This window comes from uncultured Capnocytophaga sp. (genome assembly GCF_937936315.1).
Taxonomy (GTDB): Bacteria; Bacteroidota; Bacteroidia; order Flavobacteriales; family Flavobacteriaceae; genus Capnocytophaga.
Genome location: NZ_CALGWU010000039.1, coordinates 93,683 through 108,235, shown reverse-complemented (window position 1 = coordinate 108,235; position 14,553 = coordinate 93,683). Strand labels below are relative to the sequence as shown.

At 37.5% G+C, this 14,553-nt stretch carries 10 protein-coding genes; 5 read left to right on the top strand and 5 right to left on the bottom strand.

Annotated elements, in window-relative coordinates; all coding sequences use genetic code 11:
* The first annotated feature begins 168 nt into the window (after window positions 1–168).
* From Q0162_RS06830 to Q0162_RS06820, 3 genes are all read left to right on the top strand, one after another.
* On the top strand, window positions 169–1,530 hold the full coding sequence (locus Q0162_RS06830; RefSeq protein WP_297890622.1) for a TlpA disulfide reductase family protein: 1,362 nt from the start codon (window positions 169–171) through the stop codon (window positions 1,528–1,530).
* 101 nt (window positions 1,531–1,631) lie between these two features.
* A complete protein-coding gene (locus tag Q0162_RS06825; protein WP_297890621.1) occupies window positions 1,632–2,900 on the top strand; it encodes a pitrilysin family protein in 1,269 nt (422 codons plus the stop codon).
* A 10-nt stretch (window positions 2,901–2,910) separates the two neighbouring features.
* Window positions 2,911–4,281 (top strand): pitrilysin family protein, encoded by a 1,371-nt coding sequence (locus tag Q0162_RS06820; protein ID WP_297890620.1) that lies wholly within the window; start codon window positions 2,911–2,913, stop codon window positions 4,279–4,281.
* A gap of 53 nt (window positions 4,282–4,334) precedes the next feature.
* On the opposite strand, the gene Q0162_RS06815 is transcribed toward Q0162_RS06820, so the two are convergent.
* Genes Q0162_RS06815 through Q0162_RS06805 form a run of 3 tightly spaced genes read right to left on the bottom strand, consistent with a single transcriptional unit; the run spans window position 4,335 to window position 9,138 of the window.
* Window positions 4,335–6,023, bottom strand: coding sequence for an MBOAT family protein (locus tag Q0162_RS06815; RefSeq protein WP_297890619.1), 1,689 nt, complete (start codon window positions 6,021–6,023; stop codon window positions 4,335–4,337).
* Window positions 6,020–7,525, bottom strand: a complete 1,506-nt coding sequence (locus tag Q0162_RS06810; protein ID WP_297890618.1) for a LysM peptidoglycan-binding domain-containing protein — start codon at window positions 7,523–7,525, stop codon at window positions 6,020–6,022. Before Q0162_RS06810 ends, Q0162_RS06815 begins: the two co-directional genes overlap by 4 nt.
* Window positions 7,526–7,566: 41 nt before the next feature.
* The gene (locus tag Q0162_RS06805; RefSeq protein ID WP_297890617.1) at window positions 7,567–9,138 is read right to left on the bottom strand and encodes a GDSL-type esterase/lipase family protein; all 1,572 of its coding nucleotides are present in this window, start codon (window positions 9,136–9,138) and stop codon (window positions 7,567–7,569) included.
* Window positions 9,139–9,247: 109 nt separating this feature from the next.
* Between Q0162_RS06805 and Q0162_RS06800 the strand changes: the two genes are divergently transcribed.
* The gene (locus Q0162_RS06800; protein WP_297890616.1) at window positions 9,248–10,159 is read left to right on the top strand and encodes a J domain-containing protein; all 912 of its coding nucleotides are present in this window, start codon (window positions 9,248–9,250) and stop codon (window positions 10,157–10,159) included.
* A gap of 2 nt (window positions 10,160–10,161) precedes the next feature.
* Complete coding sequence (locus Q0162_RS06795; RefSeq protein WP_297890615.1) at window positions 10,162–10,428, top strand: chaperone modulator CbpM; 267 nt, start codon at window positions 10,162–10,164, stop codon at window positions 10,426–10,428.
* Between the two features lie 23 nt (window positions 10,429–10,451).
* Here the strand turns inward: Q0162_RS06795 and Q0162_RS06790 are convergent, their stop codons facing one another.
* Both Q0162_RS06790 and Q0162_RS06785 read right to left on the bottom strand, forming a co-directional pair.
* The gene (locus Q0162_RS06790) at window positions 10,452–11,594 is read right to left on the bottom strand and encodes a DUF1735 and LamG domain-containing protein (RefSeq protein ID WP_095899445.1); all 1,143 of its coding nucleotides are present in this window, start codon (window positions 11,592–11,594) and stop codon (window positions 10,452–10,454) included.
* Between the two features lie 12 nt (window positions 11,595–11,606).
* On the bottom strand, window positions 11,607–14,477 hold the full coding sequence (locus tag Q0162_RS06785) for a SusC/RagA family TonB-linked outer membrane protein (protein WP_297890614.1): 2,871 nt from the start codon (window positions 14,475–14,477) through the stop codon (window positions 11,607–11,609).
* Between the last annotated feature and the right edge of the window lie 76 nt (window positions 14,478–14,553).

Below are 14,553 nucleotides of genomic sequence, written 5' to 3'. Positions count from 1 at the left end.
TTTTAATTAGAAAACCTAATTTTTAAATTTAGGTTAATTCTCAATTGCAAAAGTACAAACTAATTAGTTAATGAACAAATTTTCAAACCTTTAATTTATTTTTTTTTTTGCCATTCAAAAAAAACTTTGTACCTTCGCAACCTAATTTATATATTTCATCAAATTGTAATGAAAAAACTATTTATTTTGTCGTTAGCCTCTTTAGGCTTTGTAGCTTGTGGTGAACGAGCTGATTACATCGTGCTATCTGGTAAAATTGATAGCTATAACGGTCTGCCTCTTAATGTTACAGGAGGTGATTTCAAGACCGATTTACATATCAATCAAGACGGGACTTTCCGCGATACTTTGAAAGTAGCTACTAACTACTTTTATTACACAATTGGAAACCCTATGTATGGTGTTCAAATTCCTGTTTATTTGGAAAAAGGAAAAGAAACAACTGTGAATATCAACCTCAATAGTAATCCTATTGCAGCCACTTTCACTGGAGCTAATGTAGATATCAACAACTATTTACAAAAGAAAAACGCCCTTTACTTCCAAATACAAAACGGATTAGAAAAAACTTTTGCCCAAAAACCTGAAGACTTCAAAAAGAGTATCATAGCAATAGGGCAGCAGTACCTCAACCTCCTCAATGGCGAAAAAGAACTCTCTAAAAAGTTTGTAACTACAGAAACTAAAGCTATCAATTATGAATTGCTTTACATCAAAAACCTTTACGAGGGTGCTCACCAAGAACTTACAGGTGAAGAAGTAAAACTTCCTAAAGAAATAGCTGATGAATTGGCTCGTGTGAACTACGACCTCTCTCAGGACTTTGATGTCTATGCCTATTACAAAGCTTTAGTTATAAGTAACTTTTACGAAAAATACCAAAGTGCCAAAGAGGATGAAAATCCTTGGGATAAAGTAATAAAACACTTTGAAACTCTCAAATCTGAAAACATCAAAAAAAGCCTTTCACGATCGCTTATCAGTGGTATTTCGGTAGCAAACACTCCAGAAAACAACAAAAAACTAGCTGAAATAGTAAAAGCCAATGTAAAAGATGCTGAAGGTGTTGCGGAAATTAACAAACGTTTGGCTAACCTCGAGCGCCTAAAAGATGGTAATCCTTTTCCAGCTTTTGAAGCTCAAGATATAGATGGAAAGACTATTAGTTCTGAAAGTCTCAAAGGCAAACTACTCTACATAGATATTTGGGCAACTTGGTGTGTACCTTGCCGTAAAGAAATACCTGCTTTAAAAGCACTACAAGAAGAATACAAAGATAAAGACATCACTTTTGTAAGCATTTCAGTAGATGAAAACAAAGAGGCTTGGAAAAATGCAGTAACCACCGAAAAATTAACTGGTGTACAATTGCATAAAAATGTTCAAATGGCACTTGATTTCGCTGAAAACTACGACCTTACAGGTATTCCACGTTTTATCTTGGTAAGCAAAGATGGAAAACTTATCAACATCAATGCTCCTCGCCCTTCTGAGGCTAAGATAAAAGAACTTATCAACGCAAATCTATAACAGAGACTTTTTTCATATTGATTAATAACTTTGCTAAGGCTATAAAAGGCTTTAGCAAAGTTTTTTTCTGATTAACTCATCGACAAATTCACAAATTAACTATGGCTCAATCTCTCATATTTGAAGAATACGACCTCCCTAATGGACTACACATAATTCTTCACCCTAATAATGCCGCCCCTGTGGTAACTATAGGGGTAATGTACCACGTAGGTGCTAAAGACGAAGACCCTACCCGCACCGGCTTTGCACACTTTTTTGAACACCTCCTCTTTGAAGGTACTCAAAATATTGCACGTGGCAAATGGTTTGATATTGTATCGGCAAATGGCGGGCATAACAATGCCTTTACAACACAAGACAAAACGTATTATTACGAAGTTTTTCCCTCTAACAACCTGCAATTAGGCTTGTGGATGGAAGCTGAACGTATGCTCCACCCGGTTATCAATGAGATTGGAGTAAGTACTCAAAATTCAGTGGTAAAAGAAGAGAAAAACCAACGTATAGACAACGCTCCTTACGGTAGAATAATGTATCGTTCAGCTATCAATCCTTACCTTTTTAAAAAACACCCCTACTCCGGCACAGTGATTGGTGAAGTAGAGCATTTAGATGCTGCCAGTTTAGAAGAATTCATCGCTTTCAAAAAGAAATTCTACAATCCTAACAATGCGGTATTAGTAGTAGCTGGCGATTTTGATACACCAACTACCAAAGAATGGATAGAGCAATACTTCGCAACGATTCCTAATACGGGTAATGTGATACAACGCAACAAAATAGAAGAAGCTCCTATCACTGAAACTATTGAGGTAACTGAATATGACCCTAACATTCAAATTCCTCTTAAACTATATGCCTATCGCACTCCTGCAATGACGGACAAAGATTCGTATACTATTGACCTGCTTTCTAATATCCTTACCGATGGCAAAAGTGCTCGTCTGTACAAAAAAATGATTGACGAACACCAAACAGCTTTACAGGTATTGGCATTTTCGGATGCTCAAGAAGATTATGGCGTTTATATAATGGGAGCGCTCCCTATGGACGGGGTGAGTTTAGAAACTTTAGCACAAGAAATGGATGAGGAAATTGAAAGACTACAAACTGAACTCATCAGTGAACGAGAATATGAAAAGTTACAGAACCAAATAGAGGCTAACTTTGTGGCTCAAAACAGCAATATGGAAGGAATTGCCCTCTCTTTAGCTGATAACTATACTTTCTATAAAGATACAAACCTCATCAACAAAGCCATAGACCACTACCGTACTATTACTCGTGAGGATATTAGAGAGGCTGCTCGCAAGTATTTAGACAAAAAACAACGTTTAGACCTCAATTATTTACCTTCAGTTCAATAAGTAAACAAAAATGACACATATAGACCGCTCTATACAACCTCCTTCAGGAGCTGCTCCTATCATCAATTTAGGAACTCCTATTACACATAGTTTTCCGAACGGACTCACATTATTGATAGTAGAAAACCACCAACTTCCTCAAGTAGGCATCCGACTCTCTTTAGACGAATGTCCAGAATTAGAAAAAGAAAAAAAGGGAATTTCCGACCTTATTTCACTAATGGCGGGCAATGGCTCTACCTCTATCAATAAAGACGATTTTAACGAGGAAATAGACTATCTCGCTGCAACACTCTCTATCGCTCCTAATGGTGCATACGCTCAAGTACTCTCTAAATATTTCCCGCGAGTATTAGCGCTCATTGCCGATGCAGCCCTGCACCCTAACTTCACTGAGGAGGATATGGAAAAAGAAAAAGCACGCATTATCCAAAGTATCCGTGCTAACGAAAGCAATGCTGAGGTGATTATGAAACGCGTACGGCAAACCTTGCGCTACACTACGGCTCACCCTTACGGCGAATACATTACTGAAGCCCAGATTGCTGCCCTCACCTTAGACGATGTAACCAACTATTACCGCAAGCGTTTTGTGCCTAACAATGCCTATTTAGTAGTTACGGGTGATGTAAACCCCGAAGAAGTAATTACTTTAGTAAACGAACATTTCGCTGATTGGCAACCTTATTCAGAAGAAACTCCTAATTTATATATCCCTGAGAATGTGAGTGAAACGCAAATTAACTTTATAGATTTGCCCAGCGCAGTACAATCGGAAATACAAGTCACAAACCTCATCGACCTCAAGATGTCGCACCCTGATTACTTTCCACTATTAGTAGCCAATAGTATTTTAGGTGGAGATTTTAGTAGTTATATCAATATGAATTTGCGCGAAGAACACGGCTATACTTACGGAGCTTTTTCTACTTTCAAAACCGATAAATGGACAAAAGGTAGTTTCAGCATCAAAACCAAAGTAGGCAACGCCGTAACAGCACCTGCTATTAGCGAGATACTCAAAGAAGTAAAACGCATACAAACTACTATAGTGAGTGAAGAGAAGTTAGCACAAGCCAAAGCACAGTATTTAGGTCAGTTTGTATTAGCTACTGAACGCCCACAGACGATTGCTAATTACGCCATCAATATAAAAGTGCGCAACCTACCTGAAGATTTTTACAAGAACTATATCGCCAAGATTAATGCAGTAACTAAAGAAGATGTACAACGAGTTGCTAATAGTTATTTTCTATTAAAAAACTTCAGAATCATCATCGTAGGCAAAGGTAGTGACATAGCTGATGAACTTAAAAACATCAACTTTGATGGAAAGAAAATTCCTATGAAGGAGTTTGATAGCTATGGAAATGAAAAGTGAAAAGTAAAAAAGGCTTTGCTATGAGTTAGCGAAGCCTTTTTTATTTCTTATTCTTAAAACTGGAAGTATATAAAAGGTTGTGCCCCACTGGAGGCAGTAGCATATACTACCCAGAAAGTGAGTGCCACTATCACTGCTTTGAAAAGTATAGGCATACTACCAAAGAAATTCTTCAGTTGATCGTTCATATTTTGAGGGAAGAAATGCCATACAAAGCCTATTGCCATTAGTAGGAATACATTTCTATACCCCTGAATAATAGTTTGCCATTTGTGCCAATCGAATTGTAGTTCTGCAATATTATTCATCACTGTAAGGGCAATATCAAAGTCTTTTGCTCTGAAAAATATCCAACAGAAAGCCACAAAGTGAAAGGTAATTATCACAAATATCACATTGGCAGTACTACTGAAGAAACCTTTCTTCTCATCTTCTTTTTTAGCAGGGAAAAAGTCCATAAAAGTTTTATGCACAGCTAAGGCAAGTCCGTGAAGAGCTCCCCAAATGATAAAACGCAAATTAGCCCCGTGCCATAATCCTCCTAAGAGCATCGTTGTCATTTGGTTGAAATGGCTACGCACTGATTTTTTTCTATCTTTGGCTATTAGAATAGCTAATACAAATACTATTATCGCCCCTGCTACAATATAAAGCGGTATAGGAGTAGTGTTGTACATTTTTACTGCCCAAAATAGTGTAGCTCCAAAAAATAAAGTAGGGAAAAAGTAGCCCCAGAAAGTACCTCGTCTGTTCCCTCCTACCGAGAAATACAAATAGTCTTTCAACCACGTTGAAAGTGAGATATGCCAACGTCGCCAAAATTCGGTAATATTTTTAGATTGGTAAGGCGTACGGAAGTTTATAGGCAACGTAAAGCCCATCAATAGGGCTAACCCTATCGCCATATCGGAATAACCTGAAAAATCACAATAAATTTGTAACGAATAACCGTAGACTGCCATTAAGTTTTCAAAAGGAGTATAACTATTGGGAGCCTCGAAAACCCTATCTACGAAGTTTAGTGAAATATAATCGGAAATCACAGCCTTTTTGAGTAATCCTCCTATGATAAGGAAAAGAGCCAATGAGGTTTCTTCTTTAGTGAGAGTGAGCTTTTTGTATATTTGTGGAATAAAATCTTTTGCTCTTACAATAGGTCCTGCTACCAACTGAGGGAAGAAACACACAAAGAAAGCGAAGTCTAAAAAACTCTTAGCTGGTTCTATTTCACGGCGATATACATCAATCGTGTAACTCATCGTTTGGAAAGTATAGAACGAGATCCCTACTGGCAATATGATATCCATCAGCGCAAAATTGCTTTGGAAAATAGCGTTAAAACTATCGATAAGGAAGTTTGTATATTTAAAATAGAACAATATCCCCAGATTGGTTATCATACTCACCGCCAAGAAGAATTTTCGCGCAGCAGGTTTTTGGGTTTTGTAAATCTGTCCAGCAAAAAAATAGTCTAATACGGAAGAGAGTATTAGTAGTACAAAGTAATTACCCCCTGCTTTGTAATAAAAAAACAGTGAAAATAAGGTAACATATACCGTACGGAAATGGACGTGTTTTTTAGTGAAAATGTACACTAAATAAAACACCAAAAATAGCCCCAAAAACAAACTGCTATTAAATAGTAGAGGGTGATTGGGGTTATAGGTAAACCATTGTTTTACTTGTTCAGTTGTGAAGCTAAAATTATCGGTAAACCATTGGGCTAATGTTGCTGTATTCAATTTAAAATGGATTTAAAAGAGTGTTTAGATTGTTTTTTGTAGTTTAGGTAATTACTCATAAGAGCATCGAAGAAAAGCGCACCTTGTTCTAAATAACCATCTCTGGTATAATGTACGCGATCACCTGCGATAAGGTTTTGTTGAATAAATCTACTCATTGCTTCATTACCCCCTAAGGCACGATAGAGGTCGAACACACTATAGTCATCCTTTACAGCGTTGTCTATCAATGTATCAGCGTATTCTACACACAATGAAGTGGTACTTTTTTTTCTATACAAAAAAGGAGGAGGAGTAGTGAGTATAATGGGGCAGTTGCCATACTGAGTGCGTATAGTGTTGATAAACTTCATCACCTCGGCATCGTATCTTTCAGGAGCAAGTCTACCATAAGCCTCATTAGTCCCCAAGGAAATCACTATCAAATCGGGTTCGAGAGCACTTATTTGTTCAAAGAACAATTCAGATTTGTTGTAATCAGAAAAATGTGCTCCATTCACACCTATAGTGTGATAAATAATTCCTTTTTGGTCATTTTCAAGTACTATACCATTAAGCGTATATGAACTGCTTTCGGTATTAGGGGTTAAGTATATTTTATCAGAAACATTTAAATTTTCATAAGCATAGTAGTTATAAAGTGAATTAGCTTTGAGGATAGTCGCATTGCTCATATCCACTTTAGTTGCAGGAGTAGAAGCGGGTACAGCACCTGCTATTCCTTTTGTAGAAGCGATATGTAATACTTGCCCTATACGGATGTTACTACCTCTCAAATGGTTGTTTTTCTGCAATAAAGCTACTGTAGTGTGATATTTTTTAGCAATTGCATAAAGCGTTTCTCCTTGGGTTACCTTATGTGAAATCATCTTAGGAGCTGAAGGTTTTAAAGGAGCAGTTACCTTCCCTACATTGGTTGCCAACTCAAATTGACGTTGGTTTTTAGGGGTAATAATTTTAAGGGTATTAAAAGCGTAATCTTTATTTTTTAGGTTCAGTTCTATCACGAAATCTTTCTTATTAGTAGAAAGAGCGTAACCCGTGATTCCTGCGAGAGGTGAAGAAGTATTTTTTTGAACTTCCCAAGAGATATTAGAAGTAAAACTTACATTGCGCCCGCCGTTAGTACGGACTAGAGAGTAAGGAAAAACCAAGCCTAAACCTGCATTGCCAAAACTTTCTTGCAAACGCTGTCTCATCACATTGGGCATTACATCAGCTTGGATGTGTGAGTCGCCTATGTGTACGATATTCAGTTTGCGATCTTTAGATTTTTCTAAGGTGGCTAACTTTTCAAAAAACGGGTTTAGCGCCGAAGTGTTGTACATATTATTGTACTCTTTCGGAGCTTCATTTTTGGCATAAACTGCAAGGGTATCTTTGCCTGCCAAAGGGGGAGAAAAATTTTCCGCTGAGGCGTAGTTAGCTTTCAAGTAGTGTACTACACCAAAAAGCAGGCAGCTCCCCATTATGATTTTCTTTACCAAGCGTTTCTTTTTCATTATAATTATACCTCTTTAGTGTGTTATTAGTGTTTTTAGTATTACAATTCGTACAAATCTGTTTTTTTTGGCTTCATAGTATCTTTAGGAATACGTTGTGATACTGGTGTTTGTTGTACGGGGTGTACAGGTTCTGCTGCTGGTTGTCTCACTGGTGGTGTAGGCTGTTCTGTACGTGTAGTTGTAGCTGCAGTAGCAGTAGTAGCTGTAACTGTAGTAGGATGTACTTCTTGTATTTCTTTTATTTTTTCACCAAAAGCATCAGCTTTTTGGGTATTATGAGGGTCTTTGTAATGTTCGTATTCTTCCATCAATTTATTATACAACAAATGAGCAACCTTTTTAGCACCTCGTGCATTGAAGTGAGTGTAATCCTTGCTTGCAAGAGATGGATTTGCTTCTACCCATTGTTTCATAGAACCTTTTCCTCCCATCAATTCGTACAAATTGATAAAACCAGAATGAGTATTGCGTGCGTATTTGTGTTGGGCATTTGCCAAAGGCACTACAGCTTTATCAGTTTGCATTTCCATATTCACCTTAGTTGATTTATCAGCAGTTGAGACGATAAGAATAGAGGTATTAGGGAAACAAGCGCGTATTTGGTTTACTACTTTGGTCATTCCTCTTTCATACCAAGAATAATCCAAAGTACCATAGTTTAGGACATTAGCACCGAAATGCAACACAATGAGGTCATATCCGCCAAGAGCATCATCAAATCGGTTCATCAAATCTACATTGAAAAGAGAGATTGGCAAACCTGAATTACCACGACTTGAAAAGTTATCAACGTATACACCTTGTCGTTCTCCTGAACTCACTCCATAGATAGGAATACTATCAGATTTGATAAAATTGATACGTACAGACTTAGTATTATGACCTTCAGTAAGAGACAGAGTATTCAGTAACTTATTAGTTGACAAAGGTTTTACTACTTTTACTGTATCGTTATATATAATTTCTACTTTTGCTTCCTTATTGCCTGATGAACCATAATATAGCACGGGGGCATACAGTTGATTGATATGTTTTTGGTTAGATGATTTGTACTGAACCCAAGTGCCATTTCCTTGAGTAAAGAACACTTGCCCACACACCCCAAATGGACGTTTAGGGCGTTTTACATTTACATACGATTGTGTTTTCCAAGTATTAGAATAAGTGTGCCATACACTTCCTCGAGACTTAGCCGACTCGGAAGTAATAGGCAAAAATCCAATTCCTTGTCCGCCAAAAGCATCTTGAAAGAGAGCTCTTAAATCCTGTACAATTAAGTCACCATCGGTCATAGAATCGCCGTAGTAGCCTATTCTTATCTTTCCTTTTTTTGTAGTTTCGAGTTCGTGTAACTTCTTAAAAAAAGCAAAGAGATATTCATCGGATTTTTTCAATCTCTTAGTAGTAGCCATTGAATCATTTGCCTGACTGAGCACTTTATCAATTTCCTTACCTGATATAGCTTCTAACATCAAGCTATCTACCACTACATTATCCATAGCTTTGGCTTCAGGAAATATGCGTGCTGGCAAAAACTCCTTAAAACCTATAAAGATGAGGGTAGCCAGCAAAACAATAAAAAACGATTGTTTAAAATATGATGTGTTCACAAAATGGTACTTAGTTTTCTTCAGGGGGCAAAATTACAAAATAATTGGAAACTACGTATCACAAATAAAAAAAAAAGTATTACTTTTGCGTACTTTAATTTTAGTAAATATGATTGATTACTATAAAACACTGGGAGTAGAAAAAACTGCTACTCAAGATGATATAAAGAAAGCCTACCGCAAATTGGCACGAAAATATCACCCTGATATGAACCCCAACGACAAGACAGCAGAGCAAAAATTTAAAGAAATTAACGAGGCTAACGAAGTACTCAGCAATCCTGAAAACCGTGTTAAATATGACAAGTACGGTGAACATTGGCAACATGGTGAGGAGTATGAAAAAACCCAACAACAGCAATATGCTCGAGGTGGTGGTTTTGGCGGTTTTGGAGGATTTGAAGGTTTTGGTGAAGGCAACTATTCAAATGAGGATTACTCCGATTTCTTTAGAGATATGTTTGGAGGACGTACAGGTGGTTTTGGTAGAGGCTATAGCAGTGCTTCAGGTAAATTTAAAGGGCAAGACCTTTATGCCGATATGTCTCTCCCATTACGAGAAGTAGCTACTACCCAACAACGCACCTTCACGGTGAACGGCAAGAACATACGTATAACTGTACCAGCAGGAGTATATGAAGGTTTGCAAATCAAACTCAAAGGTCACGGACAAGAAGGCTATAACGGAGGTCCTAATGGTGATTTGTACATTACCTTCCACATAGAACCTGACGCTCAGTTTGAACGCAATGGCAACGACCTAAAAACAACTGTAAACATCGACCTTTATACCGCTATGTTAGGTGGAGAGGTGCAAATAGAGACTCTAAGTGGCAAGGTAAAAATGAAGGTTGCCCCTGAAACCCAAAACGGTACTACAGTGCGACTCAAAGGTAAGGGATTCCCCGTATACAAACAAAAAGATAGCTTTGGCGACCTCTTTGTTACTTACCAAGTACAATTGCCTAAAAATCTTACTGAGAAACAAAAAGAATTGTTTGAACAACTTAAAAATTCATAGTTATGGAAGAGAGAATATCAAGAGAAGACATCGTTCGTTTGTACAATATAGAAATTACTTTTTTTGACGACTTAGCCTCCAGCGGACTCATACAAACGGAGGTTATCAACAATACTACTTACCTTCATTACAACCAACTTTCTGCTTTTGAACGCTTTACAAATTGGCATTATGACCTTGAAGTAAATATGGCAGGATTGGAAATCATTCATCGTTTGTTACAACAGATTGAAGAACTCAGAGGGGTAAAATTTGAATTAGCAAATTAGCCAATGGCTAATTTGCTTATTTATTAATTTTCTGGTGGAAATCTATAACCATTGCCCGTAGCACTATCAAAAGAAGCTCCTGAAGGCAAACTGATTGTAGGCATTCCATAAGATGACCAATCCCAAAGTTGTGTTTCGTCGTCGGTTACCACTTTGGTATTAAAATCTATTTTTTTGCCATTGAGAGGCAAATAGAGTTGTAAGTCTTTGTTAGTAGGTAAAGTATGCCATAGGTTAGCTTTAAGTTCTTGCTGGGTAAGAGCTCTTCGCCAAAAGCGCAGCTCTCTCAAACGCTGATTACTACCTGCTATATATAGATTTCTAAGCTGAAGAGCTCCTCCTTGTAACAATTGAGTAGCAACAGGTTTGCCATTTACAAAAGCACGCAAAGTGTTACCATCATAAGTAAACGATAGAGCATACCATTTGTTTACTTGAGGAGCAAAAGCTGTTGTAGGAATTTCGAGAGCAGTAACAGCATTCAGTTGTGCTTGTAATTGTCCGTTTTTAAACGCTATTTCTAATGGATTTACTGTATTTTTATTGAGTCCCACAATTGGTATTTCACCTGTAAGACTTTCTACATACACTGTAGTTTCAAAACTCCACTGCTGAAAAACATTACTTGAAGAAAGAATTTCGGTAGAAGTTACCGAGGTTGTGCCCATTTTCAACACTTTACTATATCTGTTAGGACGGATCACCAACAGCAAATGTTCTTGTCCTTCAATTGCTTGTATGCTTTTTCTATTCACAATTTGCAAGGGAAGGGCATACACTTCATCATCATCGAAAATGAGATTTTTTATAGTAATTCTTATAGGAGTTTCTCTTTCACCTTTACCAAAGACTATAATTTCATCAACATTGTACTTATCAGCAGGTAATAATTTATAATTTACGCCATAGCGTTCATTATAATCAGCGAGATATTGCGCATCCCCTGTAAGGAGATCTGCAAAAAGGTTTTTCTCAGCCGGATAAATAAGTCGGGCTTTTACATTTTGCAATTGGTTTTCTTGGTATTGCTGTACAAATACCTCTTGTGCTTTATTGCCTACAAAATACACCTTTTGGTCAATATTGGGGTGAGCAATTTTTTCGGTAGTTTCATCTTTACAAGCTACTATTGAGAGCAAGCTGAGTATTAAAAATATTTTTTTCATCATTATAGAATTTTAGAATTGCATTTTCACATTTAATCCGTAACTTCTTACGGAAGGCAACATAAATTTATCATAACCACTGCCATAAGTACCTACAGAAGGCACTATTTCGGGGTCGAATGGTGCTTTGTTGTAGAGCATTAGCAAGTTGTTACCTACTAATGACACACTAAGATCTTTCAATCCTTTCACAATAAAACCTTCTCTAAAGTGATAGGTAAGAGCAGCTTCTTGCAAGCGAATATTAGTAGCCGAATATTGATAATCGGCAGCAGTTCTATTGGCTACAAAAGGAACATAGTTAGCTCGATTATCAGCAGAGGCTTTAGAAACCCCATAACGATCAAAATAACGTTCTGTTTCTGAAAGAACTATCCCACCTAAACGCGCTTTGAACAAGAAATTTAAATCAAAATTCTTATAGCTCAATTTTCCTTTCCAGCCTAAGAGCCAATCAGGGTTTGTAGAGCCTAATTTATTGCCATTAGCATCGTATATATCGCCTATTTCACCTCCTTCACGCAAGGTGTACATACCATTGGTAATCTCACGAGGTAGGCTCAGTATCTTATTTTTATTAGTAGAAGCAATGATTTGAGTTTCACCTTTCAATGCTCTGTTATAAGTGTATCCAAGTGCTACTTCTACTCCTTGATTTTGTACCTCTCCCGCTTGTTGCCACAAAATGGGAACTAACTGATTGTTAGTACGGGTGTGATAGAATGTAGCATTCAATGAAAGATTGTTAAACCATCGGGTATCTAAACCTACTTCGTAAGAGGTGGTACGTTCTAATTGTAAATCAGCAGGGTAGTTAGGTAAAGTATACGAATCACCTATCCAAGCGCGAGAAGTTTCGGCAACGCCTAACCCCGCATAGCTCATAGGGGCGGCTACTTGGCTGTAACCTCCGCGCAATTTGGCATCTTTCAATATATCTTTATTTATATTTACATATAAGGGTATTGCTAATCCTATTGACGGACTGAAGACTGTACTTTCGCTTGTGTAAGGAAAATTGGATGGTTTATCAGCGCGACCTGAGAGAGTGAGGTATAATTTATTTTTCCAATCTATTTCAGCCATTGCAAAGAAAGCTGTATTGCTTCTTTTTCCCCATAACGGGTGAAAAATCGCCGTAGGAGCTGCAATATTGCTTTGAGTGAAATTGTTTACATTTGTCAGATTTCCTCTATAACCATCTACTTGAGTGTCATAGCCTTCATAAGAGGCTCCGATATGAGCGTCTAAATACAAACCTAAAACCGTTTTATTATAATGAACGATAACATCGGCATATTGTTGTTTAAAGGTTTCTTTCCAATGAGCATAGTAACCGTTGGCAGCCGCATAAGCAGGAAGTGTGGTAGCATAACGCTTGTCGTCCATAGTAGAAGAAGTATTATCCATACGAAAACGAGCTGCCACTTCTAAATTATCCATAATTTTGTAGTTTGCTTTAGCTGAAAACATATAGCGATTTTTAGTAGCAGGACGCAAATTGCGATAGGCAATCCAATAAGGATTTTGGATATTTTCTCCTAAATTAGCAGGAGTATCAGGAGTCCCTGATCCCGCTATCCAATACTGTTTATCATAACCTGCTACAGCATCATAACGCTCAAAATAACGTTCTTGAGCAAATTGTTCACCTCTTGGATATAGATATAAACCTACTATAGGGTTGAAAGCGATGCCCGAAGCAACCTGATTGCGCTCATACTGACGGATATAGTTACCTGAAAGATCTATGTTCAACTTCTTCTTTAACAGAGAAGTGCTATTTTGCAAATAAGCGTTGTAACGGTTGTATACGCTATTAGGCACTATCCCTCCTGACTGCAAAGATGCTACTGAAGCATACGTTTTATTATTGCCACCTTCAAAATTAAATCCACCTGAAACATTTAGTGAATTTTGGTATAGGTGACCTGTTCTATAAAAATCGTTGATATTGAAATTAGTACCCTTAGGTAAGGCGCGAGTAGAGAGAGAAGTGTATTGTCCTAACTCATTACCATAGGTTTCTTGGAACTCAGGTTTTGTTAGTTTATTTACAAATTCTACTGAGGAAGACAAGTTAATATTGAGTTGATTGTCATTAGCCTTCTTAGTGCGAATGAGCAGTACCCCATTAGCAGCCGATGCTCCATAGAGGGCAGTGGCTTGTGCCCCTTGTAGTACTACTACCTCTGCAATGTCCTCAGGATTAAGGTCGGATATACCTTCGCTGGTATCTCTGCCATTGCCCCCAAACCCTCTTTCAGCTTGGTTGGCTATAGGCATTCCATCCACCACATAAAGCACATTGTTATCGCCAAAAAGCGAGCGAGCCCCGCGCATAGTAGCTTTAGTAGCCCCACCGATACCCGTCGCACTGCGCTGGATATGCAAACCCGCAACCCTGCCATCAAGGCTATTTACAAAATTTGCTTGCTTGACTTGAGTGAGGTCTATGCTTGATACAGCTTGTTGTAGATAGGTTAAACGATATGGGACTTTTTGAATCCCCAAAGCCATAGTTTTTGGAGGAATAGTAATAAAAGGGAGGATACAAATGCCTATTTTTTCCTCTTTTAAAACCACCCTAAAATTGATAGTTTTATTTTTACCCTCTACTTTTCTTCTTTGGGTTTCATAGCCTAAAAAACTAAACTCAAGTATATCACCTACTCTAGCTTTGAGTTCAAACTTACCATCGATATCTGTTGAAACACTTTTAGGATTTTTTGATGAATTTGTGTTTTTAATAATTACTTCAACTGATGGCATAGGCTCATTGTTCTCGTCGAAAACTTCCCCAGTAATGGTTTTCATTTGAGCTTGGAGGGCTCCTGAAGTTAGGAACAACAAGGTTAAGAGAAGTTGTATTTTCTGTTTCATAGCGATATATTTATAAATATACCCCGCAAAAATACAATTTTTATTCACTTATACAAAAATTTTAGCATTTTTTAAG